At 46.4% G+C, this 21,233-nt stretch carries 16 protein-coding genes; 6 read left to right on the top strand and 10 right to left on the bottom strand.

All coding sequences use genetic code 11. The features are described 5' to 3' along the window. Positions 1 to 5: 5 nt before the first annotated feature. Positions 6 to 671: a succinate dehydrogenase/fumarate reductase transmembrane subunit gene (locus tag ACZ5V1_RS13890; RefSeq protein WP_464389347.1), complete on the bottom strand. Its 666-nt coding sequence runs from the start codon at positions 669 to 671 to the stop codon at positions 6 to 8. 1,104 nt (positions 672 to 1,775) lie between these two features. Here ACZ5V1_RS13890 and ACZ5V1_RS13885 point away from each other — a divergent pair. Further along, positions 1,776 to 2,687 (top strand): LysR family transcriptional regulator, encoded by a 912-nt coding sequence (locus ACZ5V1_RS13885; RefSeq protein WP_464389346.1) that lies wholly within the window; start codon positions 1,776 to 1,778, stop codon positions 2,685 to 2,687. A gap of 241 nt (positions 2,688 to 2,928) precedes the next feature. Beyond that, positions 2,929 to 4,389 (top strand): carbon starvation CstA family protein, encoded by a 1,461-nt coding sequence (locus tag ACZ5V1_RS13880; RefSeq protein WP_464389345.1) that lies wholly within the window; start codon positions 2,929 to 2,931, stop codon positions 4,387 to 4,389. 388 nt (positions 4,390 to 4,777) lie between these two features. Here the strand turns inward: ACZ5V1_RS13880 and ACZ5V1_RS13875 are convergent, their stop codons facing one another. Genes ACZ5V1_RS13875 through ACZ5V1_RS13865 form a run of 3 tightly spaced genes read right to left on the bottom strand, consistent with a single transcriptional unit; the run spans position 4,778 to position 7,893 of the window. Next, positions 4,778 to 5,341, bottom strand: coding sequence for an epoxyqueuosine reductase QueH (locus ACZ5V1_RS13875; RefSeq protein WP_160713691.1), 564 nt, complete (start codon positions 5,339 to 5,341; stop codon positions 4,778 to 4,780). A 2-nt stretch (positions 5,342 to 5,343) separates the two neighbouring features. Then, a complete protein-coding gene (locus tag ACZ5V1_RS13870) occupies positions 5,344 to 6,813 on the bottom strand; it encodes an Rne/Rng family ribonuclease (protein WP_464384489.1) in 1,470 nt (489 codons plus the stop codon). 48 nt (positions 6,814 to 6,861) lie between these two features. Further along, positions 6,862 to 7,893 carry a radical SAM protein gene (locus ACZ5V1_RS13865; protein WP_464389344.1) on the bottom strand — a complete coding sequence of 344 codons (1,032 nt, stop codon included), beginning with the start codon at positions 7,891 to 7,893 and terminating at the stop codon, positions 6,862 to 6,864. Between the two features lie 199 nt (positions 7,894 to 8,092). On the opposite strand from ACZ5V1_RS13865, the gene ACZ5V1_RS13860 reads away from it, so the two are divergent. The 4 genes from ACZ5V1_RS13860 to mutM all read left to right on the top strand — a co-directional run bounded on the left by ACZ5V1_RS13860 (position 8,093) and on the right by mutM (position 12,555). Beyond that, the gene (locus ACZ5V1_RS13860) at positions 8,093 to 8,959 is read left to right on the top strand and encodes a tRNA (adenine-N1)-methyltransferase (RefSeq protein ID WP_464389343.1); all 867 of its coding nucleotides are present in this window, start codon (positions 8,093 to 8,095) and stop codon (positions 8,957 to 8,959) included. A gap of 226 nt (positions 8,960 to 9,185) precedes the next feature. Then, positions 9,186 to 10,451, top strand: a complete 1,266-nt coding sequence (locus ACZ5V1_RS13855; protein ID WP_464389342.1) for a phenylacetate--CoA ligase family protein — start codon at positions 9,186 to 9,188, stop codon at positions 10,449 to 10,451. Next, positions 10,442 to 11,695, top strand: coding sequence for a ChaN family lipoprotein (locus ACZ5V1_RS13850; protein WP_464389341.1), 1,254 nt, complete (start codon positions 10,442 to 10,444; stop codon positions 11,693 to 11,695). The genes ACZ5V1_RS13855 and ACZ5V1_RS13850 overlap by 10 nt, the downstream gene beginning before the upstream one ends. Beyond that, positions 11,695 to 12,555 (top strand): bifunctional DNA-formamidopyrimidine glycosylase/DNA-(apurinic or apyrimidinic site) lyase, encoded by an 861-nt coding sequence (gene mutM / locus ACZ5V1_RS13845; RefSeq protein ID WP_464389340.1) that lies wholly within the window; start codon positions 11,695 to 11,697, stop codon positions 12,553 to 12,555. The genes ACZ5V1_RS13850 and mutM overlap by 1 nt, the downstream gene beginning before the upstream one ends. Positions 12,556 to 12,951: 396 nt before the next feature. Here the strand turns inward: mutM and ACZ5V1_RS13840 are convergent, their stop codons facing one another. From ACZ5V1_RS13840 to ACZ5V1_RS13815, 6 genes are all read right to left on the bottom strand, one after another. After that, complete coding sequence (locus tag ACZ5V1_RS13840) at positions 12,952 to 14,922, bottom strand: mechanosensitive ion channel family protein (protein ID WP_464389339.1); 1,971 nt, start codon at positions 14,920 to 14,922, stop codon at positions 12,952 to 12,954. Positions 14,923 to 15,125: 203 nt separating this feature from the next. Continuing rightward, entirely contained in the window at positions 15,126 to 15,923 is a 798-nt protein-coding gene (locus ACZ5V1_RS13835; RefSeq protein ID WP_464389338.1) for a split-Soret cytochrome c, read from the bottom strand. 391 nt (positions 15,924 to 16,314) lie between these two features. Then, positions 16,315 to 16,785, bottom strand: coding sequence for an HAD family hydrolase (locus tag ACZ5V1_RS13830; protein WP_160713673.1), 471 nt, complete (start codon positions 16,783 to 16,785; stop codon positions 16,315 to 16,317). A 241-nt stretch (positions 16,786 to 17,026) separates the two neighbouring features. Continuing rightward, entirely contained in the window at positions 17,027 to 18,406 is a 1,380-nt protein-coding gene (locus ACZ5V1_RS13825; protein ID WP_160713672.1) for a sigma-54-dependent transcriptional regulator, read from the bottom strand. Positions 18,407 to 18,412: 6 nt separating this feature from the next. Beyond that, positions 18,413 to 19,846 carry a sensor histidine kinase gene (locus ACZ5V1_RS13820; RefSeq protein WP_464389337.1) on the bottom strand — a complete coding sequence of 478 codons (1,434 nt, stop codon included), beginning with the start codon at positions 19,844 to 19,846 and terminating at the stop codon, positions 18,413 to 18,415. Between the two features lies 1 nt (position 19,847). After that, entirely contained in the window at positions 19,848 to 21,200 is a 1,353-nt protein-coding gene (locus tag ACZ5V1_RS13815) for a glucose-6-phosphate isomerase (protein ID WP_464389336.1), read from the bottom strand. Between the last annotated feature and the right edge of the window lie 33 nt (positions 21,201 to 21,233).

Genomic DNA, 21,233 nt, shown 5'->3' with positions numbered 1-21,233 from the left:
CTAGCTTACATGCCACTGTGCAGAGGCAGATACATAAAGCGCACAAGCGTGATCAGACCGATAAAGATGAAACCGCCCATGAGTGCGTATTCTTTTCTTTTATACCAAGTGCGGTTTTCCTTAGTGATGACCCCGTATTTTACGCCGATGCGGTAAAAGCCGATGCCGACGTGGGTTTCTGCAATCGGAAGAAGGATCAGATAGAAGAGCAGCCAGCCACCGTGCTGAATACGCGCCGCACTTTTAACGGCAGTAATTGGCAGGTCTGTAAGTACAACCCACATGTGGATGCTGGCCATAATGAGGATGATAAGAGCGGTGGCAACCTGTGCAAGCCACATCCAAGTGTCGCGGTGCTTCATCATTATACTGTGTTTGATGAATGCGTCTGACTCTGAAACTTTCCAAGGCATTTTGCGTGCAGCAAGCAAAAAATGCGCGAAAATAAGGATGCCGATTAATGGGCCGCCAACTTGTGCCATGTACGTAGCTTCAAAGAACCACGCGATAGCGTTCATGAGGCTGGGACTGATGATGACGCTGGAAACAAGAAGCATGTGTGCCCATAAAAAAAGGATAAGCAGGACGCCGGAAATCATTTGGAAAAAATCCAAACGTCCCTGTGTCTTGCTTTTTGCGGGGGCGTGCAGAGTAATGGTGCTAGAGTTCATTATTCATCCTCCATACAAGTTCCATAAATAAATTATTAGTTGCGAGATAATAGGCAAAAAAAACAAACAAATCCACACAGTATACCAATTATATTGGTATATTATATGGACAAACAAAAAGTGCATGATTGAGCGCACAGATGAAATGCAAAAAAGTCTCGTAAAGTAAGTGTATTGTATTTTGTAAGAGTAGATTGGGCAAGGAAACAGGGTGGCTATATCAAAGTGTGATGTGGCACACAATGCATAGCAAGTGACGCGGTTACGGGTGCAGGTGCGTATTTGTCCTGACCGTGCAGATAGGGAAGCTTGGGATGAGGATTATGCCGGACGGCATTATGGGGCTATCGGATTCCCGGGTCTTTTGAAGTGCAAAAGCAAACCTTACTCAGAGATAACAATGGCCAACTGCGTGGAACAACAGTTCCTGTGCAGGCGTTATCAAGCCTATAGTTATCAATGTGCGATGTATGGTATACTTAGTATGAGTACATAAACATCTTCTTGCTTGTAAGTCCGGGCACGCATGGGTGCATTGTCTCCAGACTCAAAAGCTGGTGCGCATAGGGTAAAAAGAAGTTGTTTAGTAAAACTTAAAAGACCCGGGAAATTCCAACAAACACTATGAGGGGCAGCTCATAGTGCACATGGCTGATTACGCGTGCTACCTGCTTCGGTTCGTAAATAACTTGTTAGAAAGAATACAGTATGTATTCTATATAAAAGTTATGTGACCGGGCACTGCACTAGCTTGTCTCAGCCAGAAGAACGAAAACCCAAGGAGCAACGCTTTTCTAGTGTGTGCACCAGAAAAGCGCACTCCTTTGAATACCTCTGACATATGATCTTTTGGAATATGCTAGTAATTCCAAACAGTTCTGTTGTTAGAGATACGCCTGCAAAAACAAAAAATCTCCCGTTCGTGGTACAGGAGATTTTTCACAAAAAGGAGGAAGTAGGTCATATATATTCGTCTATCGTACCAAATATGGCAGTACTAGTATGATAGTAGAATTCGTCTGTGAGGAGACAATAACCGTAGTAGATTTAATTTCAAGTTTATAATATTGAAAGATTCATTCATTTTTTTTGAAAGAGGATCCTATGAATATTACCATCAGGCAAATCGAATTATTCCTTTCGCTTATGCGTAATCCACATATCGGGGCAGTAGCGCAGGAGCATTTTTTGACTCATTCTGCTGTCTCAATGGCGATTAAAGCACTAGAGCAGACTGTGGGTGAACGATTGTTCGACCGAATCAGCAATAGACTCGTACCCAACGAGAATGGTAAAATTCTTATGGAGTGTCTCGAGCCTGCGTTTGAGCAGATACGTGATGTAGAAACGTTGTTCAAACGTGACCGAATGGCCGGCGTACTTCGCGTTGGCGCGAGCTCTACCTTTGCGGATTACATCCTGCCGCAAGTTCTCTATACGTTCAAAACCAAATATCCTCAGAGCCAGATTGAAGTTATTAACTACAACTCAGAGCAGGTTGTTGAGCACGTTGAGAGCGGTGAAATTAACTTAGGCTTTATCGAAGGTGATTATGAATCACATTCCGCAGAGTTTGAGGAAATTTTTAAAGAAGAGCTCGTTGTTGTAACCGCAGATAGATATATGGCCGGCTTACAAGAGTACCAATTGTCTGAACTGTTAGATCTTGACTGGATTCTGCGTGAGCAGGGCTCCGGTACCCGCCAGACAATGTGGAACCACTTGGGACAGTCCAAAAAAGATTTGAACATCTTTATGGAACTTGAACATATGGAAGCAATTAAGTCCGTGTTGAAAAACCCGGGAACGCTTAGTTGCATGTCTCCGTTCTGCTTCCAGCGTGAGTTAGCAAAAGGGGAATTATTTCCAGTGCAGCTCGAAGGGATACGCCTTAAGCGCAGCCTTTATGCCGTTATGAACCGGCAGAAATATCGTTCCAATCTTCTGAACCAGTTTGTATTTGATGTAAGGGATCACCTTATGCAAATGCTGCCGCAGGTTCTAACGGAAGAATAGTAATGCATCAGGGAGCGGCACTGCTGCCTTGTGTATAAGAGCGAACATTTTTCCATTGGTGGGGAAGACTTGAAGATTCAAGTTTTCCCCATTTTTGTGCCCAAAATCCACAGTTCGATTGTAAAAAAAATCCTCAATTACAAATAGATAGGGATGATTATACTAGCTATAATGCCCGATCTTATTCACCGTACACCTACTCCCATACGTTTATGAAAAAAAGCAAATCAAGGAGAAGGGTATGGTATATTTCTTTTTGGCAGTAGCTGCGCTCATTGCGGGTTATCTTTTTTACAGTAAGGTGGTTGAAGCTAATTTTGGTATTGATACATGTAAGGCCACTCCAGCATGTAGACTGGAAGACGGTGTAGACTTTGTTAAGATGAATAAGAAGCAGGCATACCTTATCCAGCTCTTAAACATCGCAGGTCTAGGACCAATTTTTGGTCCTATCCTTGGCGCTCTCTATGGCCCGACAGCCCTCGTATGGATTGTCATAGGCAGTATTTTTGCTGGCGGGGTACACGATTATTTCTCCGGTATGATGTCCGTTCGATACGATGGTAAATCAATTCCGGATGCCGTAGGCTACAACCTTGGTGCGTTCGCCAAGCAGTTCATGAATGTTTTTTCCATCATTCTCCTGCTTCTCGTAGGTGTTGTTTTCGTTCTCGGACCTGCAGAGCTCCTAGCCAAAAAAATAGGCTTTGGTTTTGAAGATCTGACATATGCAAAGTACACATGGACAGCACTCATTTTCGGTTACTACTTCATTGCAACAATTCTTCCTGTGGATAAAATTATTGGCCGCCTCTATCCACTTTTTGCCGTAACTCTCATCATTATGGCAGTTGGTTTAACCTTCATGCTCATCTGGGATGGTTACGATTTCTATCCAAACGGTCTCTCCCTTGCCAACACCAACCCGCAAGGATTACCGCTTTGGCCGCTTATCTTTATTACCATCGCCTGTGGTGCTATCTCCGGCTTCCACGCCACACAGTCGCCGCTTATGTCCCGTTGTATTCCGGACGAAAAATGCGGACGTCCTGTATTCTACGGCGCAATGATCGGTGAAGGACTTATCGCACTCGTATGGGCAACCTTGGGTATGACGTTCTACAAAACTCCGGAAGCACTCCAAGCCGTTATTTCAAATGGTGGTCCAGCAGCCGTTGTTGATCAAATATCCATGACTCTCATGGGGCCAATCGGTGGGTTCCTTGCAATTATCGGTGTAATCGTATTGCCGATCACTTCCGGTGACACCGCCTTCCGCTCAGCACGGCTTATTATTGCAGATTTCTTTAAGATGCCTCAAAAACAAAGCATTAAGCGTCTCATTATTGCTGTGCCTTTGTTTGCAATAGGTTTCCTCATCACAAGAACTGAATTCTCCGTTATCTGGCGCTACTTCGGTTTTGCAAACTCAACACTCGCAACCGTCGTTCTCTGGACAGCAGCAGTTTATCTCGTCAGGCATGTTAAAAACTACTGGATCGCCGTTATTCCTGCCGTGTTCATGACAGGCGTAGTCAGCACCTATCTCGCAAACGCAAAAATCGGTTTCAACCTGCCGTATGACGTTTCCTGCTGGTTCGGTATCGCCGCCAGTATCGGTTGCTTCGTCTGGTTTATGGTTAAAAAAGGTTCATTGCCGCTGAGCATGAACGATGAAGATGATCCTGGCTATATTGAATAGGGCAGGAATTTGTCTCCGACGGGCAGGCAGGGTTCCACCCTCCTGCACCTCCCGCAAGGGGCTCGCCCCTTGACCCCGATTATACGCGGTGGTCATCACGTCTCAGATTTTGTTGGCAGTCGCGATGGTCGCTAACTTTCCATAACAAAAAAAAGGGCTGTCCTATTGAAGTAGGGCAGCCCTTTTATATTCAACGAAAGGTAATGGAGCATAAGCCGCGAGGTGATCTTAAGAAAAGAAAGACCTCGTAAATAAAAAGTTTGAAAGGGGGTCTGGGGGAAAACTTTTCAAAGTTTTCAGCCCAGCCGCCGGAGGCACGTCGAAGACATTATTTGAATAAAACAAAAGAAGGCTGTTCTACATGTGTAGAACAGCCTTCTTTAATTAGTTACTTTTTCAGTCCGCAGGTGTCTTTAAACTCTTTGGCGTATCGTTCGCCTTCGGAGTAGAGGCAGCCGCAGTACTGCTGGCGATAAACGCCCCAGTCTTTGGAGGTTTCGATACCTTCCTTCCAGCCGGTGCGGAAATCGCGATAGAGGAACTTGGCGCTGCCGCCTTGTGCCATATCTTCCCCGAGCTTTTTGATATCCTCATGCTTTTGCATTTTGGAATAGAGCAGGGTTGTGGTCACGTAGTCGAAGTTGCCGTTGCGTCCTATTGAGAACGCGCGTTCCATGCGCATGGCGTAGCAGTGGAAGCAGCGGTTTTCTTCTCGGTAGCACATGGTACGGAACCATGTTTGCGGATCATAATCTTGGTCACGCATAATGACTTTGATGTTGAATCGCTTGGCTACTTCGAGAGCCCCTTCACGACGACGCAGATATTCTTTTGTCGGGTGAATGTTGGGGTTGTAGAAGAATCCGGTAACTTCGAGTCCTTCGCTTTGCAGTTCCTTGATCGTTGTAATGGAGCAAGGGCCGCAGCACATGTGCAAAAGTACACGAGCCATTGTTATGCCTTAGCGATCTTAATCTCGATGGAAACTTTGTATGTGGTTTCCAGTTCGAGAAGACGTTCGCGTTTTTGGTTAAGCAGGTACATGGCAAGTTCGCGTTCAGCTTCAATTTCAAATTTAGCGAATGCATCTTTGTTGTGACGCAGGCGGCGCAGCAGGTCTTTGAGAGACTGCAATGACTGCCATTCCATGTTCCGGCGTGAGCCGGAGCCGTTACAGCATGGACAGACTTCTGTACTGATGGACAGTGCAGAAGAACCGAGGCGCTGACGGACAATCTGGAGCAGACCGAAGCGGCTCATTTTGCCAACATCGTGTCGAGCACGGTCGAATTTCATAGCGTTGCGAAGAGTTTTTTCTACTTCGCGCCAGTGGTTGCGATCGCGCATTTCAATAAAGTCGATAACAACCTGACCACCGATGTCACGCAGTTTAAGCTGCTGTGCGATGTCTTCGGCTGCTTCCATGTTGGTTTTAAGCGCCATGGATTCGAAGTTTGTTTTACCGGCAATTTTACCGGAGTTGATGTCGATTGCCATGAGTGCTTCTGTCTGGTCAAAAACAAGACGTCCGCCGGAAGGCAATACAACTTCGCGGGAGTAAATTTGTTCAAGCTGCTTCTGCAGGTTGAAGCGTTCCCACATGGAGAGTTCCGGCTGGTTGTGGATTCGAACCTGAAGTCCGCGACGTGGGAATACAAGTCCTGCGAACTCTTCCACTGCCTCTGCGGTGCCTTCGTCATCAATCCATACTTCGCCTACTTCGTCTGTGAGATAATCGCGTACTGCGCGGGTAGCGAGATCGCGTTCACGATAGAGAAGGGAGGGAGACTCTTCTGTGGTGGCTTTTTTACGTACGTCTTTCCACATTCTTTTGAGGAATCGTAAGTCGCGCAGCAGGGAAGTTTTAGGCTGAGCCATGCTGACGGTACGAACGATTACGCCGAGATCATCACCCGGTTTCTGTTCATCAAAGATTGCTTTTAAGCGTGCGCGTTCTTTTTCGTCGTCCACTTTACGGGAAACGCCAATTTGTTCGCGACCCGGTGTAAGAACGAGAAAACGGCCGGGAATGGAGAGGTACGAAGTAAGAAACGCACCTTTGGTTCCGGTAGGTTCTTTAACAACCTGTACTAGAATTTCTTGTCCGGCTTTCAGAACTTTCTGAATTGGAGGGTATTTTTTACCCCGATTTGGATCATGCGGCGAAAGGAAATATTCCGGATGCACTTCATCAATCTGAAGAAACCCGTTCTTTTCTGCGCCGTATGAGATAAATGCGGCTTGAAGGTTTGTGTCTATGTTGTTGATAACACCTTTGTAGATGTTACCTTTGGTTTTCTGCTGATGAACCATTTCAACATAATACTCTTGTACTACGCCTTCTTCGGCTAGTAATACTTCAACCTGTTCGCCCGGCAAGGTGCTGATAAACATCTTACGCTTGCCTTTGCGTGGTCTGACCATTGTGAGTCCTTTAAAAAATCATTTCCGAGTGCTGTCGGGGCAATCGGACTACTGGCAGGAGTAGAAAGGCTCATCTGTGTTGAGTGTTGCAGTGCGGTCTTGCTCTGACTTGTAAATAGCACCTTCATTCTCCAGTATGTTCAGTGCTCCTTGAACGTTGGATAGAGGAAGGGTGAGAGCAATTGCAAGCTGCGAAGGTGTCTGGGGTCTGCGTGTAAGCGACTCCAGGACACGTTGTTTTGCAGCTGACCGGTCTTGTTCCGGCAAGTCCGCAAAGTTTCCAGTGGCAGTCTGCGTTGCAGCTGCTGGGGGTGCGTTTTCTTGTGTAGCGTGTTGTTGGCTAGCTGAGCCATTGGCATCAAATCTAGTAATGCATTCAGAGAGTGCGGTTTGCCATACTTTACGTACGGCAGGGTCAACAGCTTTTGCCAAAGAAAAGGCACCGGGTCTGGATAAGGTTGTTACGTCAACACGATGAGGCTGTAACGAAGTTACATACTCCTTGAGCAGGGTAAGATTCTCTTGTGAATCGTTAACGCCCTGCGACAGTAATATTTCTAGAAAAATTTTGCCGTTGTATGTGTCACTGAATTTTACGAGGCATTCAGCAACGTGTGCGGCTTTGACCCCCCCGCAGGGGCGATTCAATTTTGCAAATTCTTTATCTACAAGTGAGTCCAAAGAAGGAAGTACGGCATCTACTTCCATGAGTGCCTCTTGCACCTCGGGATCACATAAGAGTGTACTATTAGTGAGAACAGCTACAGGGACAGAAGGAAGAATCTGTTTACAGCCTTTTATTATAGTGTCTAAATCACTATTGAGACACGGTTCCCCTGAGCCTCCCAGAGTTACGTAATCGGGTAGATTATCGCTATGTTCGTCACGCCAGTGGCGTAATTCGTCCAGCAATTTTTCGGCTGGAACATACGGCTTTCGTGTCAGGGTCAATTCATTAGTTCTGCCTACTTCGCAGTAAAGACAGTCCATAGAGCAGATCCTCTCTCCGAGGAGATCTAGACCGAGGGAATGACCGAGTCTTCCTGAATAAACCGGACCAAAAATATATGTAAACTTCATGGCAATTATGTTCCGCACTCTGGTAGGATTAGTTACTATACGTACAGGTGGCACAAAAAGACAGCTATTATTTCAATCAAAAAAGAGCCGATTCTCGGCCTGAATTGTATAAAAATCTCGAATTTTCAAGAACAGGCTGTCTCTTGACAGGCTCCATATATAAAAGTAGGGCGTTGCTCCAACCACGGAGGAAAAAAATATGATTAAGCAAGGCGAATTGGTTCTGCTTGTCGGCGCGCGCGGAAAACGCGTTATGCGTCGTGTAGAACTTGGTAATGATATACATGGCAATGACGGCATTCTTAAAATGGAAGACATCATGGCTGCCGGTTACGGTAGCGTTGTTCTTTCTCATAAAGGAAAGCCATTCCGCGTGCAACGCCCTTCGTTGCATGATCTTGTGAAAGGCGTCAAGCGTCAGACACAGGTTATCTATCCAAAAGATATCGGCTACATCTGCATGAAGCTTGGTGTGGGTAACGGTTCTAAAATTATCGAAGCTGGTTCCGGCTCCGGTAGCCTTACTCTCGCTATGAGTTGGTTTGCAGGCGAAAAGGGTGAAATTCACACCCACGAAGCCCGTGAAGAATTTATGAACCTTGCTCGTCGTAACCTTGACTGGGCAGGCGTTGGCAAAAACGTAACCTTATACAACCACAACATCGAAAACGGCTTCCTCGTTGATAATGCCGATGCACTTTTCCTCGATGTTCGTGACCCTTGGGATTACGTAAAATTTATTCCAGGTGCGGTTAAGCCCGGCGCAATGATCGGCTTCCTCGTGCCTACAGTAGATCAGGTTTCCAGCCTTCTTACAGAATTGGAGAAAGGTCCATTTGACGAAGTTGAAGTTTCCGAGCTTCTCGTTCGTAACTGGAAAGCAGTACCGGACCGTCTGCGTCCAAGTGACCGTATGGTAGCTCACACAGGCTTCCTTATCTTCGCTCGTCATCAGGAAGGCCTTGATGCGCTTGAAGGTCACAAATACGTTGGCACTCGCGAACGTAAGCAGGAAGCAGCACGTAAAGAACGTCTTGCTGCTGCTCAGGAAGAATCAGCAGAATAGCTTTCTTCCGGCGCAATGCGCCATGTAAAATAGATTCAAAATCCCGACTTGTTATGAGTCGGGATTTTTTTGCATCCCGCAAAAACGAAAAAAACTTGCGCCTCTTAGGTTCTGTGGTATATATCTGAAATATCAGTAAAAAATAGAAAAAACTTGATCTTCGATTAAATATGCTGTAAGGTCGGGGTTTAGTTCCGCATAAAAATTTCTTGTATGGAGTACCCACATGACCCGTAAAGACCGTACAGAAGGCATATATAGCCGACGTGAAGTGCTCGACGAAAGCGAACGTCGTCAGTTTTACCTTATCCAGCTTAAAGACCTTCTTACTTACGCATACCGCTACTCAGAAGATGTAAAGAAGCGTTTTGACCGTGCTCAGTTTCAGGTAGAAAAGTTTAAAACTCTTTCTGACCTCAAACACATTCCTATTCTTAAGAAGAAAGAACTTATCTTCTTACAGTCTATGGGCCCGCGTCTTGGTGGTCTTCTTACTAAAGACCTTGGTGAATTGAAGCGTGTATTCCTTTCTCCTGGACCAATTTTTGACCCAGAAGATCGCACAGACGATTACTGGGGTTACACCGAAGGTTTTTACTCTGCTGGTTTCCGTCCAGGCGACGTAGCGCAGATTACCTTCAACTACCATCTTGCGCCTGCTGGCCTCATGTTTGAAGAGCCGCTGCGTAATCTTGGCTGTGCAACAGTTCCTGCTGGTCCCGGCAATGCTGCGACTCAGTTGGAAATCATGCAAAAATTACGTGTAAGCGGGTATGTTGGAACTCCAAGCTACCTGATGCACCTTGCCCAGAAAGCAGAAGAAAAAGGTTTGAACCTGCGTAAAGATCTCTACCTCGAAGTTGCTTTTGTAACTGGCGAGCGTATCTCTGAGAAAATGCGTGCTTCCCTTGAGAAGAAGTTCGACCTCATCATGCGTCAGGGCTACGGCACCGCAGACGTTGGTTGTATTGGTTACGAATGTTACCACAAAACCGGTCTGCACATTGCCAACAGAACTTTTGTTGAAATCTGTCATCCTGACACTGGTATTCCTCTTAAAGACGGCGAAGTTGGTGAAATTGTTGTTACCGCATTCAACAAAACCTACCCGCTTATTCGTCTTGCTACCGGTGACCTCGGTTACATCGACAGATCTCCTTGCCCATGTGGTCGTACCTCTCCGCGTCTCGGCTCCATTGTTGGCCGCGTAGATACCACCGCTCGTATTAAAGGTATGTTCGTTTACCCACATCAGGTTGAACAGGTTATGGCACGCTTTGAAGAAATCAAGCGTTGGCAGATCGAAGTTACCAACCCGGGTGGCATTGACGAAATGACCCTGTACGTTGAAGCAAGTAACTTCAAACGTGGGGATGAACTGCTGCACCAGTTCCGTGAAAAAATTAAACTTCGTCCGGAGCTCAAGGTGCTTACTCCTGGCTCACTGCCTCCGCAGATTCGTCCTATCGAGGACAAAAGGATATGGGATTAGCCCACAGAATTCTTTTTTCTGTAGTAGTAATAATGGGTGGTTGCGCTTTGGCGCAACCGCCTCTTTCCCGCGCCGCCCCTGCGCAATCCGTATCTAAAGCGACTAACACCAAGCTAGTTGTTACCCCGCAAGCCAGTCCCCAACTGGTTGAAGGCGAATTCTTTAACGCCAACGGAACCAAAGCCTCTCTTTCAGACCTCCTCGTTACCGCAAAATCATACGACTACATCCTCATTGGCGAAACTCATAACGTCGCCTGCGATCATATTGTTCAAGCAAAAATTATTGCTGCATTAGCAGAATCCGGAATGCGCTTTACTGTGGGCATGGAAATGTTCGCACAAGAAAAACAACCGCAGCTTGATGCCGTAAATAACGGCACAGTTACCCTTGCTGAATTTCCAACCAAAGTTGATTGGAAAGATGCATGGGGTTTTTCCTATTCGCTTTATGAACCCATCATCGAAGAACTCTATGCACACAAAATAAAGCTTTATGCGCTCAATTTTCCCTTTGAGATAGCTAAAAAAATTGGCGATGAGGGACTGGATAGTCTTACGCCTGAAGAGCGCAAGTATCTGCCTAAAAAGAATATTCCAAGCATGGAAGCGCAAGAAGAGGATTTAACTCGAATCCACGATAAGCATGTGGAGCTGATGACAGAGGGAAAAGATGATCCCAAAGCGGCAGAGGTCGCAAAAAAATCACTCGCTCATTACCGCAAGCGCTTTTTCCTGATTCAATCCATGTGGGATACCGGAATGGCAGAGCAGGCGATGGCCATTCGCAAGAAAACAAATTTACCAATAGTCATTCTTACCGGCACTGGGCACGTAGAGCACGGCTGGGGCATTTCATATCGCCTATCCAAGCTTGATCCAGATGCCAAAGTGTTACTTATCGTTCCATGGCGAAACAGAGAGCCGATTGTTGTAGAGAGAGGGCATATACAGTTTTATTGTCCGCTTACAAAACAGAGCAGACTTGGCTTTACCTTGCGTATGGAAGGCGATGGTGCAACAATCTTAGAAGTAAAAGATAAATCTGCTGCGCACACAGCAGGGGTTCTTGCTGGCGATAAAATCGTCAAAGTAAGTGGAATGGACGTTGACTCCATGATGACCCTTCATAGAGCAGGCGTAAAAGCCGCCAAAGAGGGAAAAGACATGGTCTTTACAGTAATCAGGGACGGCAAAGAGTGCACAATCTCAATGCCCGTACCGGAACACCCACACAGAAAATAATGCCAGAATTACCAGAAGTTGAAACCATTGCCGCAGGTCTATGGCCGATGCTGGCAGAGCAGACAATAGAAGAAGTTACCATCCTTAACGACAGCAGTGTAGAAGGAAGGCGCGATGCGCTGGAAGGTCTTATCACTGGGCGTGAGATCACGCACGTGCATAGGCGGGGCAAGCTGTTGCTTATGGATCTTTCGATCCCGCAAATTTATGAAAATGAACTTCCCGTGCCGCGCTCGGAATATCCTCTGCAACTTGCCTTTCATCTAAAAATGTCCGGCAGGTTGTTTGTTTATCCGCCAAATACTCCGCCAGCACGGCATACTCGAATAATTTTTGATTTGAGCAACGGCAACCGCTTGTTCTTCGACGACATGCGCAAATTCGGTTTCTGCCGTGCTCTAGCGCCATGCGATTATTTGAACTGGCAGTTCTGGCAGCAGCTAGGCCCAGAGCCGCTCGTCATTAAGACTGACGCGTTCGTAGCCCTTTTTCAGTCACGCAGAACCCGCATAAAAGCAGCGTTACTCGATCAAAAAGTAATCGCCGGAATTGGCAATATTTACGCAGATGAGTCACTTTTTCGAGCAGGTATTCGTCCCGACACGCCTTCGAATGAGATCCCTAAGAAGAAGCTCGGGCTGTTGCATATAAAGCTCAAGGAAGTGCTTAAGCAAGCCATCCGTGAGTGTGGTTCATCCATCCGTGATTATCGCGATGCGCACGGTGATGCCGGATCGTTCCAGAACAATTTTCTCGTCTACGGGCGCACGGGGCAGGATTGCCGCGTCTGCGGTGAGCCGCTCAAAACCGAAAAAGTTGCTGGGCGCACAACTGTCTTCTGCGAAACTTGTCAGAAGTAGGCTAGCGTCAGCGCGTTGTTTTTAGGTTGTCTTCGACGAGCCTCCGGCGGGTCTCCGACGGGCAAGGGCTCTGCCTCCACAAGGGACTGGTATCCGTACCACTCGTCCCTCGTGAACGCCTACTGGCGCAAGCACCCGCAAGGGGCTTGCCCTTTGACCCAATTATACGCGAGTAATTTCATAAAGCTATTACGTTGGAAGCCGCGATACCAACTAACTTTCCATAACGAAGTAGCTTCAATGAAAGGTCGTGGTGGTTACGCCGCGTGAAGGCATAAACAGCAGGATGATGTCGCAATAAACCGCGGTTAAGGGGGCGTCCCCCTTACGGGTGCAGGGCAGAGCCCTTGCCTCTCAGAGAGCCGTCGGAGACACAAAAGGATAGTCACCAATACATTACTCAGTGTAAGGCTTGCCATGCATGTCTTCCTTGGCGGTTTTGTCTTCCTTGGTATCCTTATCATCGGTGCGTAGCGGAAGCCCTGAATAGTCTTCTTCGGCTTCTGGCGGATATTTGAGCTTGTTGCTTATTTGGTCGATCCGGTCAGCTGGGAAATCAGGGAATGGGAACTGAGTTTCGTTCGAGAACTCTTCTAACTCGTTTGCGAGATTGGATGGCTCTGTGAGGTCCTCATCAACGGTGTGGAGATAGGTTGAACTTGTTGGATAGGCAAAGGCTGCGCCACCTTCTTCGATAATTTCACCAATACGAAATAGGACATCTTCTTGAATTCTGTAGAAATGACTGAGCCTTGTTGTGTTGATGTAGGCGCGAATATTTATGTCTTTTGAGTAAGAATTGAAGTTAACAAAACGTACCCAGAGGAGTGGTTTTCTACTGATTTCCGGGTGTGCATAAAGCATCTCGTATAACTTCGTTATGATCCACCGTAACTGAGTCGAAGTCGTTACGTAGCTAAGACCGATGTCGAGATCGAGCTTGAATTTGTCGCGGTGCGTGAGGTTGATGAGCTGAAGATGCGAGAACTCAGCATTTGGAATGGACATGATTGTCCGGTCACTGGCGCGGATTCTGGTTGAACGCAGCCCGATGTGTAGAACTTTGCCGCGTGTTTTACCGAACATGCAGAAATCGCCAATGCGTACGGGTTTGTCTGCAAAAAGAGTGAGCCCGCCGATGACGTTTTCGATTGTCGGACGTGCGGCGAGAGAGATGGCAAGACCGATGACACCAAAACCTGTGACTACAGGAATAAGTGGGATGCCGAGTTTTGTGCCACCGTAAAAGAGAACGCACACTGCGAGGAATATGCAGGTAAGATTGGTGACGGTATTGACGAGACTTGCATCAATTCCGCGTGGATCTATACTCGGTGTTGCTAAAATGGACTCTGCAACGACGCGCCCGAGAATGAGTATACCCCATGCGGCTGAGAGCCATTGTACGATTTGCAAGATTCCTACAGAGAGCACGAGGAAACGGCCTGTAAGGTTTATGATATCGTCAAAAATGTATGCAAGTAAAAGGCATGAAATAACGAGCTGTAGAGGAAGAACAAGGTGCAGGAGTTCGTTGGTAATGGGATATTTTTTAAGACTTCTTCTACGTGTTAGTTTGAAAGAGATGACGCTCAGGAATATGAAAAATAAAATGCTGAGAAAGAATACGACCCATTGAAAGATTGTTTGTTCGCGATAGAGTTCAGTCGAAAGAGATTTTGGAACGTAAGAAAACCACTTGGGTGGCACGAGTCTGCCGGGGGTGGAGCTGTAGAATCGGTAAAAACCTTCCGTAGTTTTTTTTATGTACGGGAGATATTTGGCGCGATTGTAGAGTGCTTCTATATTGCGAACGCTTTCTGGATTAAAAAGGTATTCTCCGGAACGGTCACCTTCTTTTACGTATTGAATTTCGAATGATGTTCCCGGAACGCGCCAGTAGTCGTGTTCCATCATGTCGTCACTATCTGGCACTGCCCCCATGCGAGGCAGTTTTATTCTATCTATTACTTCTTTAAGCTGTATGACGGCTTCGTATGAAAATTCTGCACGATAACTTGCTGGAATTTCACTGAAGTTTACACATTTGATAGCTTTTTCAAAATAAAGCATTGCTTGATCTGACAGCGCTGTTACCTGCGGAGTGTGCGTGAATATATTGTCAGATTCCATATCCAGCGCATGAGCCTGCTTCATAAGCTGGTACGCGCGGGTTGTATTGAGCATGAAACTGCGAAGCGTAGCCTGCGGACTGGTTGTGTCTGGTGGTGACAAGGGGCCTGAAGTCTTAGCAGCAATGGTATTACGCGACTTTTGAAACGCGTTCGATTCTGCAACCGCTGTCGTGGTGAGCTGAACCGTTAACAAAGCGACAAGTAAACCGAAATATAAAAGTGTACGAGGCATATGGCTCCTTCCTTGCTCATCTTCGAGTGTTCTGTGCAATATCTAAAAATACACTACATCGAAAAGAGAGCCACAGTATATCCTGCGGAAAGGATGAAGTTTATATACATACAAAGAAAGGGCAGCTTTGTAGTGTTCCTACAAAACTGCCCTGACTTATGAGGTGCGAGTATGCGTTTTCCAGCTGCCACTGGAAGAAAGCGCTATGGGTGATCTTTAAATTTATTTTCTGTGGCTTCTGAACCGGAGTGACAAGGAGTACAATCCTGCTTGCCTTTGGCAATTGGGGATTCTTTGCCTTTACCGTGACAGGATTCACAGTATTCAACGGATTCTTGTTTGCCGTAAAGACCTTCGAATTTGCCGTCGATTTTTGCGTTCAGAATTTCAATAGCTTTTTTAGCAACGTCGGCAGTAAGGCGACCGCAACGTTCGGAACGGACTTTTGACTTAGCCGGAATGCCGGTTGTGTAAGACCAACGTGAAACAGACACGTGACAGAGAACAGAGTTACTTACACTTGTCGGAATTTCCTTATCTACATAAATATCGCTCGCAGGCTTGTAGAGAGGGAAAGCGGTTTGTTCGTACCAGCGGAAGAGTTCATCAACCATGGCTTTACGTTCTTTACGACCGTAGAACAGCGCAAAAGCGGAAGCTGCGCCGAGCAGGGCGCCACAGATGGTTGCCCAGTTTGAAATACCGGATTTACCAACTTCCATCATATGGAATGGGAAATCTTTATATGGAGCGCCGTGCTGTTCAGCCATCTGGCCTACGATAGCGTAGAATGCGCCGTAACAGCAGCCGTAGCCTTTATTGTAGTATCCGTCGTAACCGAAGCGTTCGCCGATTGCAGGATCAACTTTATGCGGAATCCACTCTGCTGTAGTTGCAAAGTTAGACGGAGCTGCCATAGCAGGAAGAGCTGTGGCAACTGCGCCACCCACGATTACTCCCCCAACACCTGCTATCACCTGACGACGTGAAATTGTAGACATACTTTGTATCCTCCTCAAGATAACTCAGAACCTATTTTCTAGAGCACTTCAAATAATACAAAATGCATGCCTATTGAGATAAATTTCACAAGACGTTGAATTATCATGATTCTATGGTGTTGTGAGTATTTTTTGCTGCAAACTGCTGTTAACAGTTTGCAGGGGGGCACGTAACTCAAGGTTGCACATTGGAAAAATTGTAATTGAAAAATAGGTCGAATTTGTTGTTACTCATATCAATGGTTATAAAGAACAATGGGTACTGATAAGAAATCGTTTTTTCTATGATTCGTTATTGATTGTTGTTGATTTCTGCTCTTTTTCTAACAAAAAACTCCCGTGTGTTTTAGAAACACACGGGAGTTTGAAATGCTACTACTTGGCTACAGGCTTAGTTGCGTAGTGTTGCTTTGAGTCGTGATGAGTTCACAAGCGACTCAAGAGCATTGACGATATCAGGCATGAGTACATCTGCTACAGCTAATGCTTTGGGGCTGAGCCCTTCAGGTCCCAAAATGGCTATGCCGAGTTCAGCCCTTTTCAGCATGTCGGTATCGACGTTGCCGTTGCCAATGGCACATACGGTTTCTGGACCGAGTTTTTCAATATATTCCAATTTTTCCTGCTGCTGATAGGCACTGTTCACAACTCGTGTTGTTACAGGAAGGTGCGCTACTTCGCGTACGACATTCTGGTTCGTGTCAGCGGAAACGATATGTACTGTAAGAAGCTGAGAAAGCATTGCGATTGCAGGTTCGACACCATCAATAATATTGCCGTCAAAGGCAATGGTGCCGTTAAAATCTAAAACAAGATGATCAAATTCCATCGGCGCAAAACCGGGGATTGCAACTTTCAGCATAGGGGCTCCAAGTTTTTCAAATCATGCGGATCAAATTATACGATTGGGTCATGTTGTTGCGCATACATCACGAACAGAGAAGTGAATGTAAGTTACTTTTGAGCGTAATAATGGGAGGCGGCAAGGTTTGACATAGAGCCGTAACCTGTTGTCTCGTGCAATGATCACCAGCAAAAAAATGCTTGGTAAATACAACACGTGCACCTCTCGCAAAGCACAACACAGTATAGTCTAAAAAGTACTAGTGCCCAGTGATATTGTATTTTTTAAGTTTGTATTGCAGCAGGCTTTTTGAAATGCCGAGAGATTCAGCGGCCTTTACTTGTACGAAGTTTCCGCGAGCTAACGCTCTGCGGATAAGGGCAGCTTCGATTTTTTCCAGTGTGTCACTGAGGTCGAGCTGAACAGGTAACAAGTCTACCGCACTTTTTAACTGGCTTTCTTCATCGCGTACTTCTGGAGGCAGGTCATCAACACTGATATCAGTGCCGGTACCAAGAACGAGGCAACGTTCGATGACGTTCTCTAACTGACGAATGTTGCCCGGCCATTCATAGCCGGAAAGGTAGTCAAGAGCCTCAACTGTGAAGGTTCGCTCCGTTACTTCCTGCTGTTCTGAAATTTTTTCAATAAAGTGAGCTACCAGAAGCGGGATGTCCTCACGGCGTTCACGTAATGGCGGGATCTGCATGTGAACAACATTGAGGCGATAGTAAAGATCCTCGCGGAAGTTGCCTTTTTTTACTTCTTCCAGAAGGTCTTTGTTTGTAGCGGCAACGATACGGATATCTACTTCAATTTCTTCTGTACCACCCACGCGTTCAACACGGCGTTCCTGCAAAACACGCAAGAGTTTAACCTGCATGTCGTGTGAGAGTTCACCTATTTCATCAAGGAAGAGTGTTCCTGTGTCAGCGAGCTCAAAGCGGCCTCGTTTTAAAGCGATTGCACCAGTGAAGGAGCCTTTTTCGTGCCCGAAAAGTTCGCTTTCCAGCAAGCTAGGGTTGAGCGCCATGCAGTTCACGCTGATAAACGGTGCACTCTTACGTGGCGAAGAAAAGTGAATGGCGCGAGCGACAAGCTCTTTACCTGTACCGGATTCACCACTGATGAGAACTGTGGATTTACTTGGGGCTGCGCGGTCAACGAGGGAAAGAACAGAGCGAATAGCGCTGCTTTTACCGATGATGTTGTTACGACCGTATCGGGTTTGAAAATTTTCTGTGAGTAACTGGTAATTCTGGCGTGCCTGAGAAAGCTCAACAGCATTCTGCACAGAAAGCAGCAACTCATCATTTGAAAACGGCTTGGCGATATAATCGAATGCACCGGTACGCATAACTTCAACAGCGCTCTGGATGGTGCCAAAGGCGGTCATAATAAGAACCGGAAGACCGGGATAGTTTTTGCGTACGTGTTCAAGAACTTCTGCGCCGGAAATTTTCGGCATCTTCATATCGGTGAGTACAACATCAACATCAGATTCTTCAAGGAATGTGAGTGCTGTTTCTGGATCATTCAGTGCTGTAACTTTGTACCCAGTGTCCGTGAGAAGTGCTTCGAGAACAAGCAGATAGTTTTTTTCGTCATCTATAACGAGTAAGTGCTTTTTCTTTTTCATATCTGATTACCTGCCCGGTGTTTTCAGTGGAAATTCCATAGTAACGAGTGCGCCGCCAAGGGGAGATTTGCCTAGTGTCAGTGTGCCGTGATGGCTTTTAACAATGCTGTTTACGATAGGCAGCCCAAGTCCGGTTCCGTTGTCGCGTGTAGTAAAGAACGGGTCGAGCATCTTGCTCAAATGCGCTTCATCAAATCCGCTGCCGGAATCATGGAATTGCAATATTGCAGTTTTTCCTTGAGTACCGCAGATTCGAATTTCCCCATCGCCGTCCATCGCTTGAATGCTGTTAGAAACAACATTGTATACAGCACGATAGAGCAAGTCGCTATCACCCTCTATAAAGAATTTTAAATTATAATCCCGTGCGACGGTGATGCCTTTGGATTCGAGCTCATTTTCAAGGAAGCCAAGCGCCTGATTGATGATAAGCGCAAGATCTACCTTGTCATGGCGAGTCGGCTTAGGCTTTGCGTAGTCGAGGAAGTCTGTAACGGTCTGGGCAAGCCGTTTTGATTCTTCAAAAATGACGGTAAGCATTTTTTTGGTGAAATCGTCTGTACTGTCACGTTTGATCATCATTTCCGCGCTGGAAGATATAATGCCTAGCGGGTTGCGGATTTCATGTGCAATCGATGAAACCATTCGTCCCATGCCTGCCAGTTTTTCGTTCTGATGCAGGTCGTGTTCAAGCTTCTCTTTTTCTTCAAGACGGTTTGTCAGAACTCGTTCTGCCCGCTTGATGATGAACACAAGAATCATGAACATGAACATGGACGAGCAGAAAATAGATATAAAGATAAGACGCTGGAAGCTGAGTACGCTCATGTAGTCCTGCGTAATATCCTGCGTAATTTCCAGTACGCCCATGATAGGAAGCTCTTTAGGCTCCTCACCGAGTTTTCCTTCAAGGCGTAGCGGATAGGTTGTACGCAACGTAAAGGTGTCATCAGGAAGGTTGGGCAAGAACAGTGCTTTTATGGGAGAAATTTTTGATTCGATTTCAAAAGTGTAGGTATTCTGCTCTACAGCTTTTTGCGCAGCAATTCCGGCAATACTTGTTTTACCGAGGTCATCTTTATTGGTGGAATATGAAGTGATCTGCTTGTTGTCGTATATGCGCAGGCCCTTAACATGCAGGCCGTGAATGGTGTTTTGAACTACCTGTTCAAGGCGTTGGTACTGGGTCGGGTTTCGCAGCGCAATGCGCCCGTAACCGATGATGGTAGGAAGTGTAAAACGACGGAAAATCTGATGGTTCAGATTTTCCGCCAGTAATAGTGCAAAGTTTTTCTGTTTTTCAATTAAGGTCTTCCGAGCTTGATCCGCAATAAATGTGGACATGAGCAGGCTTGAGATAATGATAACTATGAGCATTGCCCATGAGAGGACTCGTACGAAGCCAAATGGCTTTTCGTCCTTGAAGAACCTTAAAATCAAACTAGAACTCCTGAATGTCGGGCTCCCTGCCTAAGAAGTGTTCAAGCTGTTTGCTTTCTTCATCGTAGCCAGTGGCACCGAGCCGTGCATTAGCCAATCGCTTGCCGAGTTCGACATGCGGCTGGTTAAGCGGATTTATTTCAAGCAGCCAGCCTGTAAGTACTGTGGCAATTTCCAACAGCGCAATAAGGCGTCCGGCTTCAGTTTCTGTTGCTTCACCCACTCTAATTTCTACAAGTGGTGTCTCGGTTTGACCGAGAGCCATGCGGGAACCAAGTGTTTCTGCCTGTAGTAAGGTGCCAAACTTTTCACCGCGAAGGTAGTCCCATCTTTCAGGCAGGTCATTAGCAAAAGTAATGCCTTCCGGCTGAGTTGGACAAGTAAGGTACAAACAACCTTTGTCGCGTGGTCCACCAAGGTAGAGTTGCTGCGTTGAATGCTGGTCTGTAACGCCTTTGGCAGGAAGCGGTGTAGAACCTTTTCCATCTTTGCCAAGGCTTTCAGCCCAAAGTTGTGCAAACCAGTCGCCAAAGGAAGCCCACTTAGGAATATAGGTAAAGAACAATAGAATGTTGTAATCTTCTTCCATAAGTGTTTTTGCCCACGATGCAATTTTCCATGCAGGGTGGGTCAACATAGTGCGCTCACCGCATCCATGTTTACAAAGGCTGTCACCGACTGACATAGCACCATCAAGCAAAGCTTTCCAGTCAATACCAAGGAACGCTGCCGGAACAAGCCCAACCGCGCTGAGCACGGAGTAGCGACCGCCAAGGTTCTCAGGCACAGGCATAGAACGCACGCCAAGTCTGTTCACTTCATCTCGCAGATAACCGTTTTGGGCATCTGTAATGAGCATAATGTGATCAGTCCATGCGTCGCCAAGGTGCTGCTTAAGCCATTCACGTACAACAAAGTACTGTGCAATGGTCTCAATTGTGCCACCGGATTTAGAAATAACAATAACGACTGTTTTTTCTGCAGGTAAACGTGTCAGCCATTCTTCTGTTGTTCCGGCATCAACGTTGTCTGAAATCCACAGGCGTTTACCGGTATGGTTCGGCATATCCTGTTCAGGAAAAAATGCACGCTGGAGTGCTCTTGTTCCTAACGCGCTGCCACCAATGCCCAGGAGCAGCATATGGTCAAAAGACTGCAACCACGGAGAGTGTTCTATGAGATTTTTCTCAAGTTCTTCTCGATAGGGCAAGTTGATAAACGGCAGTCTGTCATTGTCAATTTCTTCATACAGGTGCGTGGCGAGCTTCTCACAGCGGGCAGCATGACGCTGCTCGTCTTTTTCGGAAAGGCGTCCGTTCCATGCTCCCGTCCAATCAAGTGTATTTATTGTCATAAAGTATTACCCCGCTTCTTTGTATAAAAGTAG

This window comes from Halodesulfovibrio oceani subsp. galateae, assembly GCF_055397225.1.
Note: the sequence above shows the minus strand (reverse complement) of the source record. Positions and strands in the feature narration are given on the sequence as shown.